The organism is Streptosporangium sp. NPDC002721 (assembly GCF_042888905.1).
GTDB lineage: Bacteria > Actinomycetota > Actinomycetes > Streptosporangiales > Streptosporangiaceae > Streptosporangium.
The window spans coordinates 379,907-393,151 of the sequence record NZ_JBIAQI010000002.1 but is presented as its reverse complement, the minus strand read 5'-3'; the positions used below and the strand labels follow the sequence as shown (position 1 = coordinate 393,151).

General features: G+C 70.3%; 15 protein-coding genes. 10 read left to right on the top strand and 5 right to left on the bottom strand.

Annotation, left to right across the window (positions count from 1 at the left end; genetic code table 11):
* Positions 1-286: 286 nt before the first annotated feature.
* A complete protein-coding gene (locus tag ACFYWM_RS03900) occupies positions 287-865 on the bottom strand; it encodes a ClpP family protease (protein WP_389908154.1) in 579 nt (192 codons plus the stop codon).
* A 433-nt stretch (positions 866-1,298) separates the two neighbouring features.
* On the opposite strand from ACFYWM_RS03900, the gene ACFYWM_RS03895 reads away from it, so the two are divergent.
* Positions 1,299-1,493, top strand: a complete 195-nt coding sequence (locus ACFYWM_RS03895) for a CsbD family protein (protein WP_389908152.1) — start codon at positions 1,299-1,301, stop codon at positions 1,491-1,493.
* 208 nt (positions 1,494-1,701) lie between these two features.
* Here ACFYWM_RS03895 and ACFYWM_RS03890 read toward each other — a convergent pair whose 3' ends face one another.
* The gene (locus ACFYWM_RS03890) at positions 1,702-2,037 is read right to left on the bottom strand and encodes a hypothetical protein (RefSeq protein WP_389908150.1); all 336 of its coding nucleotides are present in this window, start codon (positions 2,035-2,037) and stop codon (positions 1,702-1,704) included.
* Positions 2,038-2,132: 95 nt separating this feature from the next.
* On the opposite strand from ACFYWM_RS03890, the gene ACFYWM_RS03885 reads away from it, so the two are divergent.
* The 4 genes from ACFYWM_RS03885 (at position 2,133) to ACFYWM_RS03870 (ending at position 4,148) form a co-directional block, all read left to right on the top strand.
* Complete coding sequence (locus ACFYWM_RS03885; RefSeq protein ID WP_389908148.1) at positions 2,133-2,498, top strand: hypothetical protein; 366 nt, start codon at positions 2,133-2,135, stop codon at positions 2,496-2,498.
* 4 nt (positions 2,499-2,502) lie between these two features.
* Positions 2,503-2,892 (top strand): hypothetical protein, encoded by a 390-nt coding sequence (locus ACFYWM_RS03880; RefSeq protein ID WP_389908146.1) that lies wholly within the window; start codon positions 2,503-2,505, stop codon positions 2,890-2,892.
* A 60-nt stretch (positions 2,893-2,952) separates the two neighbouring features.
* Complete coding sequence (locus ACFYWM_RS03875) at positions 2,953-3,219, top strand: hypothetical protein (protein ID WP_389908144.1); 267 nt, start codon at positions 2,953-2,955, stop codon at positions 3,217-3,219.
* 395 nt (positions 3,220-3,614) lie between these two features.
* Positions 3,615-4,148, top strand: a complete 534-nt coding sequence (locus tag ACFYWM_RS03870; RefSeq protein ID WP_389908142.1) for a hypothetical protein — start codon at positions 3,615-3,617, stop codon at positions 4,146-4,148.
* Between the two features lie 145 nt (positions 4,149-4,293).
* Here the strand turns inward: ACFYWM_RS03870 and ACFYWM_RS03865 are convergent, their stop codons facing one another.
* From ACFYWM_RS03865 to ACFYWM_RS03855, 3 genes are all read right to left on the bottom strand, one after another.
* Positions 4,294-4,563, bottom strand: coding sequence for a hypothetical protein (locus ACFYWM_RS03865; protein ID WP_389908140.1), 270 nt, complete (start codon positions 4,561-4,563; stop codon positions 4,294-4,296).
* Positions 4,564-4,935: 372 nt separating this feature from the next.
* Complete coding sequence (locus tag ACFYWM_RS03860; RefSeq protein ID WP_389908138.1) at positions 4,936-5,394, bottom strand: winged helix-turn-helix domain-containing protein; 459 nt, start codon at positions 5,392-5,394, stop codon at positions 4,936-4,938.
* Between the two features lie 120 nt (positions 5,395-5,514).
* Complete coding sequence (locus ACFYWM_RS03855; RefSeq protein WP_389908136.1) at positions 5,515-6,915, bottom strand: ROK family protein; 1,401 nt, start codon at positions 6,913-6,915, stop codon at positions 5,515-5,517.
* 184 nt (positions 6,916-7,099) lie between these two features.
* On the opposite strand from ACFYWM_RS03855, the gene ACFYWM_RS03850 reads away from it, so the two are divergent.
* The 5 genes from ACFYWM_RS03850 to ACFYWM_RS03830 all read left to right on the top strand — a co-directional run bounded on the left by ACFYWM_RS03850 (position 7,100) and on the right by ACFYWM_RS03830 (position 13,222).
* Entirely contained in the window at positions 7,100-8,317 is a 1,218-nt protein-coding gene (locus tag ACFYWM_RS03850) for an ABC transporter substrate-binding protein (protein ID WP_389908134.1), read from the top strand.
* A gap of 51 nt (positions 8,318-8,368) precedes the next feature.
* Positions 8,369-9,304 (top strand): carbohydrate ABC transporter permease, encoded by a 936-nt coding sequence (locus tag ACFYWM_RS03845; protein WP_389908132.1) that lies wholly within the window; start codon positions 8,369-8,371, stop codon positions 9,302-9,304.
* Positions 9,301-10,149, top strand: coding sequence for a carbohydrate ABC transporter permease (locus ACFYWM_RS03840; protein WP_389908130.1), 849 nt, complete (start codon positions 9,301-9,303; stop codon positions 10,147-10,149). The genes ACFYWM_RS03845 and ACFYWM_RS03840 overlap by 4 nt, the downstream gene beginning before the upstream one ends.
* An 83-nt stretch (positions 10,150-10,232) precedes the next feature.
* Complete coding sequence (locus ACFYWM_RS03835) at positions 10,233-12,176, top strand: DUF2264 domain-containing protein (protein WP_389908128.1); 1,944 nt, start codon at positions 10,233-10,235, stop codon at positions 12,174-12,176.
* A gap of 356 nt (positions 12,177-12,532) precedes the next feature.
* Positions 12,533-13,222 carry an RNA polymerase sigma factor gene (locus ACFYWM_RS03830; RefSeq protein ID WP_389908126.1) on the top strand — a complete coding sequence of 230 codons (690 nt, stop codon included), beginning with the start codon at positions 12,533-12,535 and terminating at the stop codon, positions 13,220-13,222.
* The last annotated feature ends 23 nt before the right edge of the window (positions 13,223-13,245 follow it).

Sequence of the window (13,245 nt, the reverse complement as noted above, 5' to 3'; positions counted from 1 at the left end):
GGAACGATCGGGCAGCAGCCGTTCAACGGCCGGTGGGGCGGCGATTCACCGCGTGGCGCCATTCCCGGCCCGGACGGGAATGGCGCAAGCGGGAAGTGACGCAAGCGGGAAGTGACGCAAGCGGGAAGTGGCGCGGGCGAGAAATGGTGCGGGCCGGAAATGACGCGGGCAGAGAATGGTCCGGGCCGGAAATGACGCCGGGCCATTCCGTAGGAAACCGCCCCGGAAGTGAAATCATTCCCAGGGTGTGATCTTCTCGGGGGAGAATCGCCTCGGGACCGGAATGTCAGCCCTCGGACACCACCTCGCTGGTGTTCCGGATGACCTGGTCGACGAAACCGTAGTCCCTGGCCTCGGTGGCGGTGAACCAGCGGTCGCGATCCCAGTCGTCCTCGATCCGCTCCAGCGGCTGGCCGGTGTGGAAGGCGATCCGCTCGCGCATCGTCTGCTTGGTGTAGAGCATCTGCTCGGCCTGGATCGCGATGTCGGCGGCGGTGCCGCCGAGCCCGCCCGAGGGCTGGTGCATGATCACCCTGGCGTGCGGCAGGATGTAGCGCTTGCCCGGAGCGCCCGAGCAGAGCAGGAACTGCCCCATCGAGCCCGCGATGCCCATGGCCACGGTGGCGACGTCGTTGGGGATGTACTGCATCACGTCGTAGATGGCCATTCCGGCCGACACCGAGCCGCCGGGTGAGTTGATGTAGAGCCAGATGTCGCGCCGGTCGTCGTCGGCGGAGAGCAGGAGCAACTCACCACAGATCCGGTTGGCGACCTCGTCGTTCACCTCGCTGCCGAGCACGACGATCCGCTTGCGCAGCAGCCGCTGGTACAGCTGGTCTTCGGGGACGATCCGGGGACCGCTCATGTCTTCCACCTACTCCGAACCCGGGGGGTGTGAACAACGGACACTCGTGACCATAGTCCCGCCGGGGACCGTGCTTTCCGTTCGTTCGCTGTCAGCGCTTTTCGCTGAAAGCGCAGCATCCGTCATTCTGTTTTCCCGCCGGACCCGGCCGATCCAATGCCCTCGGCCGACCCGATGCCCTCACCCACGCCAATGTCCTTGCCCGCGTCAATGTCCTCGATCGCGCCGATACTTTCGGCCGCGCCGATGTCCCGGTCGTTCCGGGGCCGTCCCGGCCGTCCCGGCCGTTCCGCACTCCCGGGCACCCTTGGCGACCGGCCGATGCCGGATCGGGCCGGCCCAGACATCGGGGAGGGGCATGTTTACCCCCTCCTCTGCGGGAGAGGGGATATCACTGCGTGGACAAGAATCCACAAACGGGAGGAATCACATCATGGGTGCCGACGACAAGATTGCCAACAAGGCCGAAGAGCTCGGAGGCAAGGTCAAGGAGGGCGCGGGACGCGCCACCGGCAACGAGCGGCTTGAGGCCGAGGGCAGGACCGACCAGGCCGACAGCCACCTCAAGCAGGCCGGGGAGAAGCTGAAGGACGGCGTCGACAAGGTCAAGGACGCTTTCAAGAGCTGACTCGCGACCATGTGGCGGGGGTCCCGGTTCTCCGGGACCCCCGCCGCGTTCAGGGGAAGCGCGCCGGTCGCTGCACGAGCGGAAGGGCTCCCCCGGAGACCGGGAGGCGGTCTCCGGGGGAGCCCTTCGCGAAGGTGGGCATCGAGGAGGGCGGATCAGGGGAGGACGACCCTCACGGCAGCCGCCTCAGGAAGCCTTGAGGAAGCCCTCAGGAAGCGGGACCGACCTCCGGCTCCGGCGTTCCGTTGCCGGACGTGCCCTTCTCGCTCTCCTCGACGTCCTCAGCACCGTCCCCGGCCCCGGCCTCTGCTTCGGCCTCCTCCTCGGCGTGGCCCGCGCCCTCGGGGCTCTCCTCTTCCGGGGTGCGGCGCGCGTCGTCGGGGTCCGCCAGCAGCGGTCGTTCGGGGAAGGTCGTGTCCGACCCCGAACGCTCCGCCACGACCCGGGTCTCGCCGTCGACGCCTCGCGGGCCGGCGGGCGGCGGATCCTTCTCGGGGGTGTCGCGCTCGGTCCTGTCTTCGCTCACCTCAGGAGTGTCGTTCATGCCGGTCCCCTCCCCTGTGAAAGCCCGAATATGTCGCCGGCAGGCATGGGGACGGTCACCCGGGTAGGGAAACCCTCGACGAAGGGAGCGAGCTCATGACGGTCACCCGGTTTCAGGATCTGCCACTGGCCGACCACGACAGGGCCTGGGACGGCGAGGCGGCGGAGAAGCGCGTCCGCTCGTGGTCGGGCTCCGAGGAGGAGCCCAACGCCCGGTACAGGGAGGCTCATGTCTGGTACGACGGCGACGAGCCGGAGAACTTCGGGAGCTACAAGCTTCCCATCGCCGACGTGATCGGCGGCAGGCTCAAGGTGGTGCCACACGCCGTGCGGGCCGCGGGAGGGATCATGCAGGGGGCCAGGGGCGGGGTCAAGGTGCCCGAGGAGGACCTCGGCCGGATCAAGGCCCACCTGGCCAAGTACTACGCCAAGATGGGCGAGACCGCCCCCTGGGAGTCCTGACCTGATGACGCGTTTCGCGTTCGGTTTCGACCCGGCCTGGCGGATACCGCTGCTGCTGTTCGGGGTGACGCCCGGCAGGGCCTTCGCCGAGGTGCGCGAGGGCGAGCTCTCGGTCCGCTTCGGCTTCTGGTCACTGCGCACGCCCCTGTCCAACATCGCGGGCACCACCGTGACCGGCCCGTACTCACCGTGGAAGGTCATCGGGCCGCACCTTTCGCTGGCCGACCGCGGGGTGACGTTCGGCACCAACGCCGGGCGGGGCGTGTGCGTCCGGTTCCGCACCCCGGTGCCCGCGCTGGCACCCGGCGGTTTCCTGACCCATCCGGGCGCAACCCTGACGGTCTCCGACACCGAAGGACTGGTGGAGGCCCTCGAACAGTCACGTCGGACGTGAGCTGGACACATGACAGAGGAGCATCCGGGTAAAGGACGCGTTCCAACCAAGGAGGAGAACATGACGGCCGAAGGACAGATGCCGGAGGAGACTTCGGCGAGCGGGAAGCCCATGGTCGCGGCCACCCCGCGCGACGTCGTCCACATCCGCCTGGGCTCGTTCGCCCTGATAGCGGTGATCGGCCTCGGAGTGCTCGGGGTCGTGGCCGGGATCACCTGGCTCACCGTCGCGATGGCCGTGCTGGCCGTGATCGCGATCGCGGACATCGTCCTGGCGATGCGCCGGCAGTCGCGTACCCCTCCGGGCAGGACGACGGAAGCGGGCTGAGCCGCCGCGAGCGGCTCCCGGGACGCGCCCGCCGCGCGTCCTCCCCGGCCCGGACGAGCCCGGACGCCTCCCGCCCCCCGCGCGTCCATCGCGCGGGGCGGGAGCGGGCCACCTCACCGGCGACGCCCCCGTACGACGGGGGGCGTACGCGAGAAGCCATCCGGTGGAGGACGGCCCGGTGGACGTTCCCGGCCAGAGTGGAGTGGACATCACGACGATCCCGTCCCGCTCCCGCCGGGCCGCCTCGCCGGTCCTTCCCCTTCCAGGCCACCTGACGGCCCGCGCGGCATGGGCCGGTACGCGGTGCGGCACGTGCCCGGAAGGCGCCCATGCCCCCGACCGCCCCCTCCGAAGACCGCGGCGCGCGGCGTGTAGCCCGCCGCCCCGCGCCGGTCATGTCACCTCCGGTCCGCAGGACCGTCCTCACCCTGCACGTGGTGATCTCGGTCGGCTGGCTCGGGCTCGACCTGGGGCTGCTCGGTCTCGGGGTCACCGCCCTGACGACCGGGGATCCGGAGATGCTGCGGGCCTCCTACCTGGCCATGAACGTCCTCGGTGACACTCTGATCGTCCCGGTGAGCCTCGGCGCGCTGCTGACCGGCGTGCTGCTCTGCCTGGGCACCCCATGGGGATTCGCCAGGTACCACTGGGTGCTGGTCAAGCTGGTGACCACGCTGGTCGCGGCCACCGCGTCCGTGTTCGCGCTGCGCTCCCACATCGGGACGGCCGCCGCCTCGGTCTCCCGGGCCCTTCCCGCGGAACTGCTCTCCCTGGATCTCGGCGGCGTGGACCGCGTCCTGGTCATCGCGCCGAGCGTCGCCCTGGCCCTCTACGCGCTCAACGTGGCGCTCTCGGTCTTCAAACCGTTCGGCCGGACGGCGTACGGACGGCGACGAGCGGCCCGGCCCGATCGGGTGGCCGGACCGTGACGGGAGGCGGGCCGTGACGGGAGGCGGGCCGTGACGGGAGGCGGCGACGCCACCCTCACCGTGAGCGTGAACGGCGCCGGACACGGATCGACCGCGCCCGGCGCCGTTCACGCTCGGCTATTACAGTTTTGCGCCGTTTATCGGCTTACCAGTAGCTGTAAACAACCGGGCGGTAGAAAGGCCGGATCCCGAAAGGAACGACGGTGTTGTAGACACCGAAAGGCGCATACCGGGGGTAGAAGCCGAAGGGGTTGAAGGGATCGAAGCTGCTGCCACCGGTGGTCGCCGGGAGTGCCGACAGGGAGGCGACCTGCTGGGGCGCCGCGCTTGCGCCGGCGGGCTGAGCCGCCACCGTCAGGCCGACGACCAGGCTGGATGCCACCAAGGTGCCGGCGGCGAGAGCATGCTTGAACATGAAAAATCACTCCGTGTCTGATGGTTGAACCCGGCATGCCGCCAGGACTTACAGGGCGTCGAGCAGATTTCCAGGAAATATGCCGAATCGACGTCACGTAAGACGCTAGTTCAGAGCCATAAGGACTTTCACCCCAGAAAGGACAAAGCCTTGGTCGGGGATTGTCGCCGGAGAGACCGGGGAGGAAAGGCGGAGGTTACACCGGAGTGAGGATCACGAACCCGACCGCACCGGGGATTCGCGCCCTGGCTGTCATGCCGTCCCGCGTCCCGGCCGTCCACCCGTCCGGCGCACCGACCGTCACGCCCTCCCGCGTCCCGGCTGTCATGCCGTCCCGCGTCCCGACCGTCACGCCCTCCCGCGTCCCGGCTGTCATGCCGTCCCGCGTCCCGGCTGCCGGCCTGTCCGGCGCACCGGCAACCGGAACCGGCCGGTCCACCCCAGCCGGTCCAGCAGGTAGGCCACGCCGCGCGCGGTGTAGGAGACCTGGAACCTCTCCGCGATCAGCGCGGCGACGCGCTCGGCGGTCCAGCGGCCGTCGTCCCAGCCGTGGGCGGCGGCGCCCTCCTCCAGGGCCGCCTCCAGTCGCGCCAGCTGCTCGTCGGTGAGCTTGCGGCCACTGTGCGCGCCCTTGGAGACCAGTGCCGCCCTGCCGCCCCGCCGCCAGAGCGCGTACCACTCGTAGGCGGACTTCCGGGTGATTCCCAGCAGCCGGGCCACCCGCGGCGGCGCGATCTCCCCGGCGAACATGTCCGCGGCCTGGAACCGCACCCTTTCGCGCCTGGCCCGCTCCTCCGCGGACAGCCCACCACCCCTGTCTGAATATCTCATACTTTAAGGCTCTCACCTGGGCAAATAGGATCTAACAGGCACCCACTCCGTGTCACCCCGGCGGTTCCCGGCCGCGCGATCAGTGGGACGCGCCCAAGGCGGTCGGCAGGCTCAGCAGGCTCACGAAGAGGATTGGGCGTTCAGGAACTCGTCCAGGACGAGGGTGGCGGCCCCGTGGGCCACGGCGTCGGGGCCCAGGCGGCCCAGGACGATGGAGGTCGCCGCGTACGGCCGGGGCAGGGAGTTCTCCGCCGAGGCGGCGCGGATGTCGTCGAGCAGGTGCCTGCCGAGCAGGAGCCCGAGCCAGCCGCCGATGACGATCCGCTCGGGGTTGATGAGGTTGATCAGGTTGGACAGGCCGACGCCCAGGTAGGTGACGGTCTCGGAGATCACCGGCGACCCGGACTCCACCAGGGCGGACAGCTCGGCCTGCCAGTCGGCCGTCCGCGTGGGCACCCCGGCGCGGTCGAGGATGCCCTCGGCCCCGATGTAGGCCTCCAGGCAGCCGCGCCCGCCGCACCGGCAGGTCCGGCCGTTCACCACTATCTTGGTGTGGCCCCACTCTCCCGCGCTGCTGCTCACGCCGCGGAAGGTCATGCTGTCGGAGACGATGGCGGCCCCGACCCCGGAGCCGATCAACACGATCACCGCGTCACCGGACCCGCGTCCGGCGCCGCCGCCCTCGCTTTCCGGCCCAACCGAGCGGGCCATGCCGTCCGGACCGGCCAGACCCGCCGGACGGGCCGAACCACCCGGACCCGCCGGGCCACCCGGACCACCCGGAACGAACGAGGTACCGGCGACGCCGGAGCCGTACCCCGGACCGCCGATCCCGCGCGCCGTGCCGTCACGCACCTGCTCGCCGCCCCCGCCACCGCCTCGGCGGGGGTCGGGCCACAGCTCGGCGCGGCCCAGCGCCCTGGTGCCGTTCTCGACGAAGAACGGGAGCGTGGTGCCCGCGCGTAGGAGCGCTCCCATGGGGACGCCGTCCCAGCCGAACGTCCTGGTGTGGATGAGCGCGTCGGGGCCGCCCTCGACGATGCCCGGGACACCCACACCCACCCCGAGTGCCCGGCCCGCCGGGACGCCCGCGTCGCCGAGGACGACCTCGACCCCGGCGAGGATGTGGCGCACCACGAGCTCGATCTGGTGCCTGGCGGGACGCAGGGCGTACTCGACCCTCGCCCTCTCGTTCATCTCCAGGTCGAACAGCTCGACGCGCACGTGGGTCTCGGCGACGTCGACGCCGACCACGTGGCCGTACACGGGGTTGACGCGGAGGATGGCGCGGGGGCGGCCGCCGTCGGACTCGGTCTGGCCCGCCTCGACGACGATGTTCTCGGCGAGGAGGTCGCCCGTCATGCTGCTCACCGTGGCGGCGCTGAGGCCGGTGAGCCTGGTCAGCTCGTTGCGGGTCACGGGGCCGCTGAAGTAGAGGGTCCGCAGCAGCATGGCCCGGTTGCCCTTGCGCACGTCGCGGACCGTCCTGCGCTCGGGCCTCACGATGGCCCACCTCCCCATGTCACGGCACATGGTAATCGGGAAAAGGACGATCTACGTCCGGCCCCCGACCCTCCGGACACCCCCGTCTCACGGGCGGCCCGCGCCCGTCTCACCTCCGTGTTACCAAAGCGTTTCTTAAGGGGACTGAACTTTTTTCACATCTTACATTATCGTCCGTTGCACCCCCCATCAGGAGGAAGAAATGATCAGGAGAGTCACAGGGGCTGCGGCCGGTATGGCACTGCTCGCCGGACTCGTCGCCTGCGGCGGCGACAACGGGACGGCCTCGGAGGCCACGACACTGACCTACTGGATGTTCCAGGACCGCACCCCGCAGGCGGGGGAGGTCGTCGAGAAGCTGCGTACCGACTTCGAGAAGGCCAACAACGTCACCGTCAAGATCGTCAAGATCCCCAAGGACGACTACAACACCAAGCTGGGCAGCGCCGTCGCCGCCGGGACCGTCCCCGACGTCGGCATCCTGGACCAGCCGCTGGTCGCCAGGTACGCCCTGGACGGCACCATCAAGGAGGTGCCCGCCGGAACGGTCGACGAGAAGATCTTCTACGAGGGCGCCCTCAACACCAACAAGGTGAACGACAAGCTCTACGGGCTGCCGCTCGACCACACCGCGGTGGCGCTCTTCTACAACAAGAAGCTGGTGCCGACGCCTCCCAAGACCTGGGACGAGCTCAAGGCGACGGCCGCGAAGATCCACCAGGCCGACCCGAAGATCGCGGGCATGGTGGTGCCGAAGGGTGACGGCTACGGCGGCTGGATGTGGCCGGGCTTCCTCGGCGCCGCCGGAGGCTCCCTCGTCGACGAGAAGAACAAGAAGATCCTGTTCGACCAGCAGCCCGGAGTCGACGCGCTCCAGCTCTGGGTCGACCTCCTGCCCTCGTCGCCCCGGCAGATCACCGACTCGGACAAGCCCTTCGAGAACGGCCTCGCCGGAATGATGATCTCCGGCCCGTGGGACGTGGCCACCATCAAGGCGGACTTCCCCGACCTGGAGTTCACCACCGCCCCGCTGCCGTACAAGACCGAGCCCTCCGGCAACATCGGCGGCGAGAACGCGGTCGTCTTCAGCAAGGGCAAGAACGCCGAGCTGGCGTGGAAGTGGCTCACCTTCCTGACGAACGCCCAGAACAACACCACGCTGGCGCAGGCGCTGGGTGGCTTCCCGACCAACATCGAGGCCGCCGAGCGCGACGCCGCCACGTTCGGGCCCGACCAGGCGGCGTTCCTGGAGCAGCTCAAGGTCGCCCAGGCCAGGCCCGCCCTGCCGGAGTGGATCCAGATCAACGACGAGATCATCGCACCCGCCATCGAGGCGGCGCTGAGCGGCAAGGTCACCTCCCAGCAGGCGCTGACCGAGGCCGCGGACAAGACGCGCGCGCTGCTCAAGTGGAACGGCTAACGCGAAAGCGAGGCAAACGTGGCATCTCCGGTGCTGGCTGACAAGCCCGCCGTGACGCCTCCTCCCGGGCGGCGGCGCCGTCGCCCGGGGTTCGGGCGACGCGACCACGTCATCGGGTGGCTGCTGATCGCCCCCGCGGTGATCTACTTCGTCATCTTCCTGCTCTATCCCGCACTGGCCGCCCTCTACTACAGCTTCACCGACTGGAACCTGCGGACGGCGCCGAACTGGGTCGGCCTGGCCAACTACACCGACCTGCTGTTCGACGACGTGAAGTACCCGCACTTCTGGAAGTCGGTCCAGGTCACCCTGCAGTACACGCTGATCGCCGTACCGCTGACGCTGGGTACCGCGCTCGTGCAGGCGCTGCTGATCAACGCGATCCGCCGGGGTTCCAACATGTTCCGGCTGCTGCTGTTCCTGCCGGTCGTGACCGCCGAGGCGGCCGTGGGCGCCATCTGGCGCTGGCTCTACGACCCGCAGTACGGCCTGGTCAACACCATGATCGGCCTGGTCGGCATCCCGCCGCAGAACTGGCTCAACACCCCCGACCTGGTCATCCCCGCGCTGTCGTTCATCGCCGCCTGGCAGTGCGGAATCTCGATGATCATCTATCTCGCCGGGTTGAAGGGCATCCCCGACTCGATCCGCGAGGCCGCGATCATCGACGGCGCGGGGCCCGTCCAGCGGTTCTGGAAGATCGTCGTGCCGATGCTGCGGCCCACCACCTTCTACCTGCTGGTCACCGGCGTGATCGCGGCGCTCCAGGTCTTCGGCCTGGTGTACGTGATCTTCTCGGGCGGCGGCGGCAGGAGCGTCACCGGCGGCCCCGAGCAGTCGGGCCTGACCTACGTCCTGCACCTGTACCTGTTCGCGTTCCGCTACGACGCGATGGGCGCGGCCTGCGCGATGTCGTTCATCCTGTTCGTCTTCATCATGATCATTACTGCGTTGCAGTTCAAGTTCGTCAAGCAGGAGGCGTCGTGAAGGCCGCGAGGAAAGTACGGCTCGCGCCCATCTACATCGCGCTGGTGCTGCTGGCCCTGGTGTCGGTCGTCCCGTTCCTGTGGATGCTGGCGACCTCGTTCAAGCACGGCTCGGACGTCTACACCAAGGTGCCCAGCCTGCTGCCGCTCGACCGCAAGACCGGCGAGTTCTCCCCCACCCTGGAGAACTACGAGCACGTCCTGCAGGTCAGCGGGCTGGGCCAGGCGTTTATCAACAGCGTCTGGGTCTGCCTGATCCTGGTTCCGGCCAAGCTCCTCGTGGACGCGCTGGCCGCCTACGCCTTCGCCAGGATCCCCTTCCCCGGCCGGGACAAGCTGTTCGTCGTCCTGCTCGCGGGCATGATGGTCCCCACGATCACGCTGCTGGTGCCGCGCATCCACGTCACCCAGGCACTCGGCATGTTCGACTCCGGGTGGGGCCTGATCCTGCCCAACATCGCCTCGGTGCTGGACATCTTCCTGCTGCGCCAGTTCTTCATGTCGCTGCCCACCGAGCTGGAGGAGGCGGCGCGCATCGACGGCGCGGGACGGATGCAGATCTTCTGGCGCATCATCATCCCGCTGTCGAAGCCGGTGCTGGCGGTCGTGACGATCACCAGCTTCATCTTCCACTGGAACGACCTGGTCTGGCCGCTGGTGGTGCTCAACGACCCCGAGCTCTACACGCTGCCGCTGGCCCTGCAGCAGCTGGCCAGCAGCGAGTCCGGGCGGGCGTACTACATCATGGCGGGCGCGGCCCTCGCGGTCATCCCGGTCATCATCGTCCTGCTGATCTTCCAGCGCCGCATCATGCAGGGGATCGCGTTCACCGGGCTCAAGAGTTGACCTCTTCGCCGGGTGCGGGCGGGGCGCCGTACGACAGTGAGGACTCACCGGGTGCGGGCGGGGCGGTGCGTGGCCGCGAGGACATGCGCCGGCTCGTGACCGAGCTGGCCGAGCCGCTGGTCCCCCGCTTCAGCCCGGGGCGCGCGCGCCTGCGGCTCGGGACCAACGCGGCCCTGTACGGCGACGAGGCCGCCGAGCTGGAGGCGTTCGCCCGCCCGCTGTGGGGGCTGGCGCCGCTGGCGGCCGGAGGGGGGTCCTTCGGGCACTGGGAGCTGTGGCGGCGAGGGCTCGCCGCGGGGACCGACCCCGGGCACGCGGAGTTCTGGGGGGCGGCGACCGACGTCGACCAGCGGCTGGTGGAGACCGCCGCGATCGGCCTGGCGCTCGCCCTCGCCCCCGAGGCCGTGTGGGACCCGCTGAGCGGCGCGGAGCGGGACAACCTCGCCGCCTGGCTGCTCCAGGCGATGACCCGCGAGACCGCCGACAACAACTGGCGGTTCTTCCCCGTGCTGGTGGGGCTGGGGCTGGACCGGGTCGGGGTGCGCTTCGACCCCGCGCCCAACCTCGCCCGGCTGGAGCGCCTGGAGTCCTTCGCCCTGGGGCGCGGCTGGTACAGCGACGGCCCCACCGCGCAGCGCGACTACTACGTCCCCTTCGCGATGCACTTCTACGGCCTGGTCTACGCCGCCCTGGCCGGGGAGCGCGACCCCGGTCGGGCCGAGCGCCTGCGCGGGCGGGCGGCGGCGTTCGCGCTCGACTTCCAGCACTGGTTCACCTCCGACGGGGCCGCCGTGCCCTTCGGCCGGAGCCTGACCTACCGCTTCGCCCAGGGGGCCTTCTGGGGCGCCCTGGGCTTCGCGGGGGTCGAGGCCCTGCCGTGGGGTGAGGTGCGGGGCCACCTGGCGCGGCACCTGCGCTGGTGGCTGCGGCGGCCGCTCCGCGACTCCTCGGGCCTGCTCACCCTGGGGTACGGCTACGCCCAGCCCGCCCTCGCCGAGCAGTACAACGCCCCCGGCTCCCCGTACTGGGCGATGAAGGCGTTCCTGCCGCTCGCGCTCGCCGACGGCCACCCCTTCTGGGCGGCGGCCGAGGAGCCCGCGCGGGAGCTCCCCGAAACCAGCGTCCAGCCCGAGGCCGGTGTCGCGCTGATGCGGTGCGAGGAGGGCCGGCAGGTCGTCATGCTGAGCGCGGGGCAGCACAACACGTGGGTACGGCACGGCGCGGCGAAGTACGCCAAGTTCGCCTACTCGACGTCCTTCGGGTTCAGCGTGCCCGCCGGGTCGTGGGGCCTGGAGCAGGGCGCCTTCGACAGCACCCTGGCCCTGAGCGACGACGGGACGCACTGGCGGCCCTGCGAGGCGCCCGAGGACTTCTCCGAGCGTGGCGGCCTGCTGCACGCCCGGTGGACGCCGTGGCCGGACGTGGAGGTCGACACCTGGCTGCTCGCCCGCTCCCCCTGGCACGTGCGCGTGCACCGGGTACGGTCGGGGCGGCGGCTGCTGTCGGCCGAGGGGGCGTTCGCGGTCGACCGCGACCCGGTCGCGCACCGCGTCGCCGAGGGTCCGGGACACGCCCGCCTCGACTCCCCCGCCGGGCTGTGCGTGATCGAGGACCTCGGCTCGGCGCGGGCCGGTGAACTGGTCCGTCCCCTGCCCGGGACGAACGTCGTCGTGCCGCGTACGGTCATCCCCACGCTGCGCGGCGAGCACGAGCCGGGCGAGCACTGGCTGGCCTGCGCGGTCCTCGGCCTCTCGGGTTCCGGGCTGCCCGGCTCGGGTTCGCGCGGTTCCGGGCTGTCTGATTCTGGTTCGTCTGGTTCCGGTTCGCAGGGTTCGGATCCGCAGGGTTCCGACCTGTCCGGTTCCGGCCCGGCTGGTTCCGGCCCGGCTGGTTCCGGCCTGTACGGCTCCCGGGCGGCCGGTTCCGGGCTCTCCGGTGCCGGAGGGCACGCGGGCTGGCCGGAGCCGCCCGGCCTGGAAGGCGTCCTGGCGCTCCTCCCCGGCGGCCATCCCTTCGGGACCGGCTGACCGGCGAACCGAGACTCCCGGCGACAGGCTCTAAACCAAGGTCGCGATCCCCGGCACGGCAGGGGCTCGCGCCTTTGGCGTACCCGGACACCGGAGGACCCCGGCAGGCGGCGTGACCGCGCTGGAGGCCACCCGCAGAGCCGAATGCGACTTCATAGGCGAAAAGGTGTCGAACCAGGTCAGAATGGGAATTTTCTCCCAGAGCCACCATTCCCCCGGCGGTGCCCTCGATCGGGAGGGCGCCACGGCGACCGGAGGGCCGAGCGGAGCACCGCGTCGCCACGACGACCCGCGAGCACCGCGCGCCGAGCGCGCGAGCGGGCGGGCCTGCGGATGTCCACCGGGAGGAGGCGACCGTGAAGTCCTTCACAGACGGCGCGTTGCCCTCGGACGATGTCGTCGTCGCGGCCCTGCGCGCCGGGGATGAGGCGATGTTCACGGCACTGCTGGACACCTGGTCGCGGGGGATGCTGTGGCTGGCCCGCGCGCACGTGTCCACCAACGACTCGGCCGAGGAGGTCGTGCAGGACACCTGGCTGGCGGTGATCCGGGGCATCGAGGACTTCAAGGGCCGCTCGTCGGTGAAGACCTGGGTCTACCGGATCCTGGTCAACACGGCCAGGAGACGAGGCGTGCGCGAGAACCGCACGGTGCCCTGGAGCAGCGCCTTCGAACGGGAGAGGCAGACCGCCGACCGTTCGTGCTTCCAGGGGGTGGACGCCCCCTTTCCAGGACATTGGAAGGATTTTCCCGCCGCCTGGCCGACCCCGGAGAGCGAGGTGCTCGCCGCCGAGGTGCGCGGCCGGATCGCCGCCGCCCTGGCCGAGCTGCCGATCAGGCAGCGCACCGTGATCACGCTCCGCGACGTCGAGGGGTGCACCTCCCAGGAGGTCTGCGACATCCTGGAGATCTCCGCCGCCAACCAGCGCGTCCTGCTGCACCGCGCTCGCACGGCGGTGCGCGGGCGGCTGGAGGATTACTTCGAGACGGCGAGACGGCCCGCCTTCCACCCCCCTGTAACGCCTGGACGTCTCGCGACTCTGTAAATCCGTACACGTCTGGATGTATC

What these genes read in the sequence shown, in the direction of transcription:
- ACFYWM_RS03865 (WP_389908140.1), bottom strand. Translation starts at nt 4,563, where the DNA reads ATGTTCAAGCATGCTCTCGCCGCCGGCACCTTGGTGGCATCCAGCCTG.
- ACFYWM_RS03885 (WP_389908148.1), top strand. Translation starts at nt 2,133, where the DNA reads ATGACGGTCACCCGGTTTCAGGATCTGCCACTGGCCGACCACGACAGG.
- ACFYWM_RS03900 (WP_389908154.1), bottom strand. Translation starts at nt 865, where the DNA reads ATGAGCGGTCCCCGGATCGTCCCCGAAGACCAGCTGTACCAGCGGCTG.
- ACFYWM_RS03850 (WP_389908134.1), top strand. Translation starts at nt 7,100, where the DNA reads ATGATCAGGAGAGTCACAGGGGCTGCGGCCGGTATGGCACTGCTCGCC.
- ACFYWM_RS03855 (WP_389908136.1), bottom strand. Translation starts at nt 6,915, where the DNA reads ATGGGGAGGTGGGCCATCGTGAGGCCCGAGCGCAGGACGGTCCGCGAC.
- ACFYWM_RS03835 (WP_389908128.1), top strand. Translation starts at nt 10,233, where the DNA reads ATGCGCCGGCTCGTGACCGAGCTGGCCGAGCCGCTGGTCCCCCGCTTC.
- ACFYWM_RS03895 (WP_389908152.1), top strand. Translation starts at nt 1,299, where the DNA reads ATGGGTGCCGACGACAAGATTGCCAACAAGGCCGAAGAGCTCGGAGGC.
- ACFYWM_RS03880 (WP_389908146.1), top strand. Translation starts at nt 2,503, where the DNA reads ATGACGCGTTTCGCGTTCGGTTTCGACCCGGCCTGGCGGATACCGCTG.
- ACFYWM_RS03860 (WP_389908138.1), bottom strand. Translation starts at nt 5,394, where the DNA reads ATGAGATATTCAGACAGGGGTGGTGGGCTGTCCGCGGAGGAGCGGGCC.
- ACFYWM_RS03890 (WP_389908150.1), bottom strand. Translation starts at nt 2,037, where the DNA reads ATGAACGACACTCCTGAGGTGAGCGAAGACAGGACCGAGCGCGACACC.
- ACFYWM_RS03870 (WP_389908142.1), top strand. Translation starts at nt 3,615, where the DNA reads ATGTCACCTCCGGTCCGCAGGACCGTCCTCACCCTGCACGTGGTGATC.
- ACFYWM_RS03875 (WP_389908144.1), top strand. Translation starts at nt 2,953, where the DNA reads ATGACGGCCGAAGGACAGATGCCGGAGGAGACTTCGGCGAGCGGGAAG.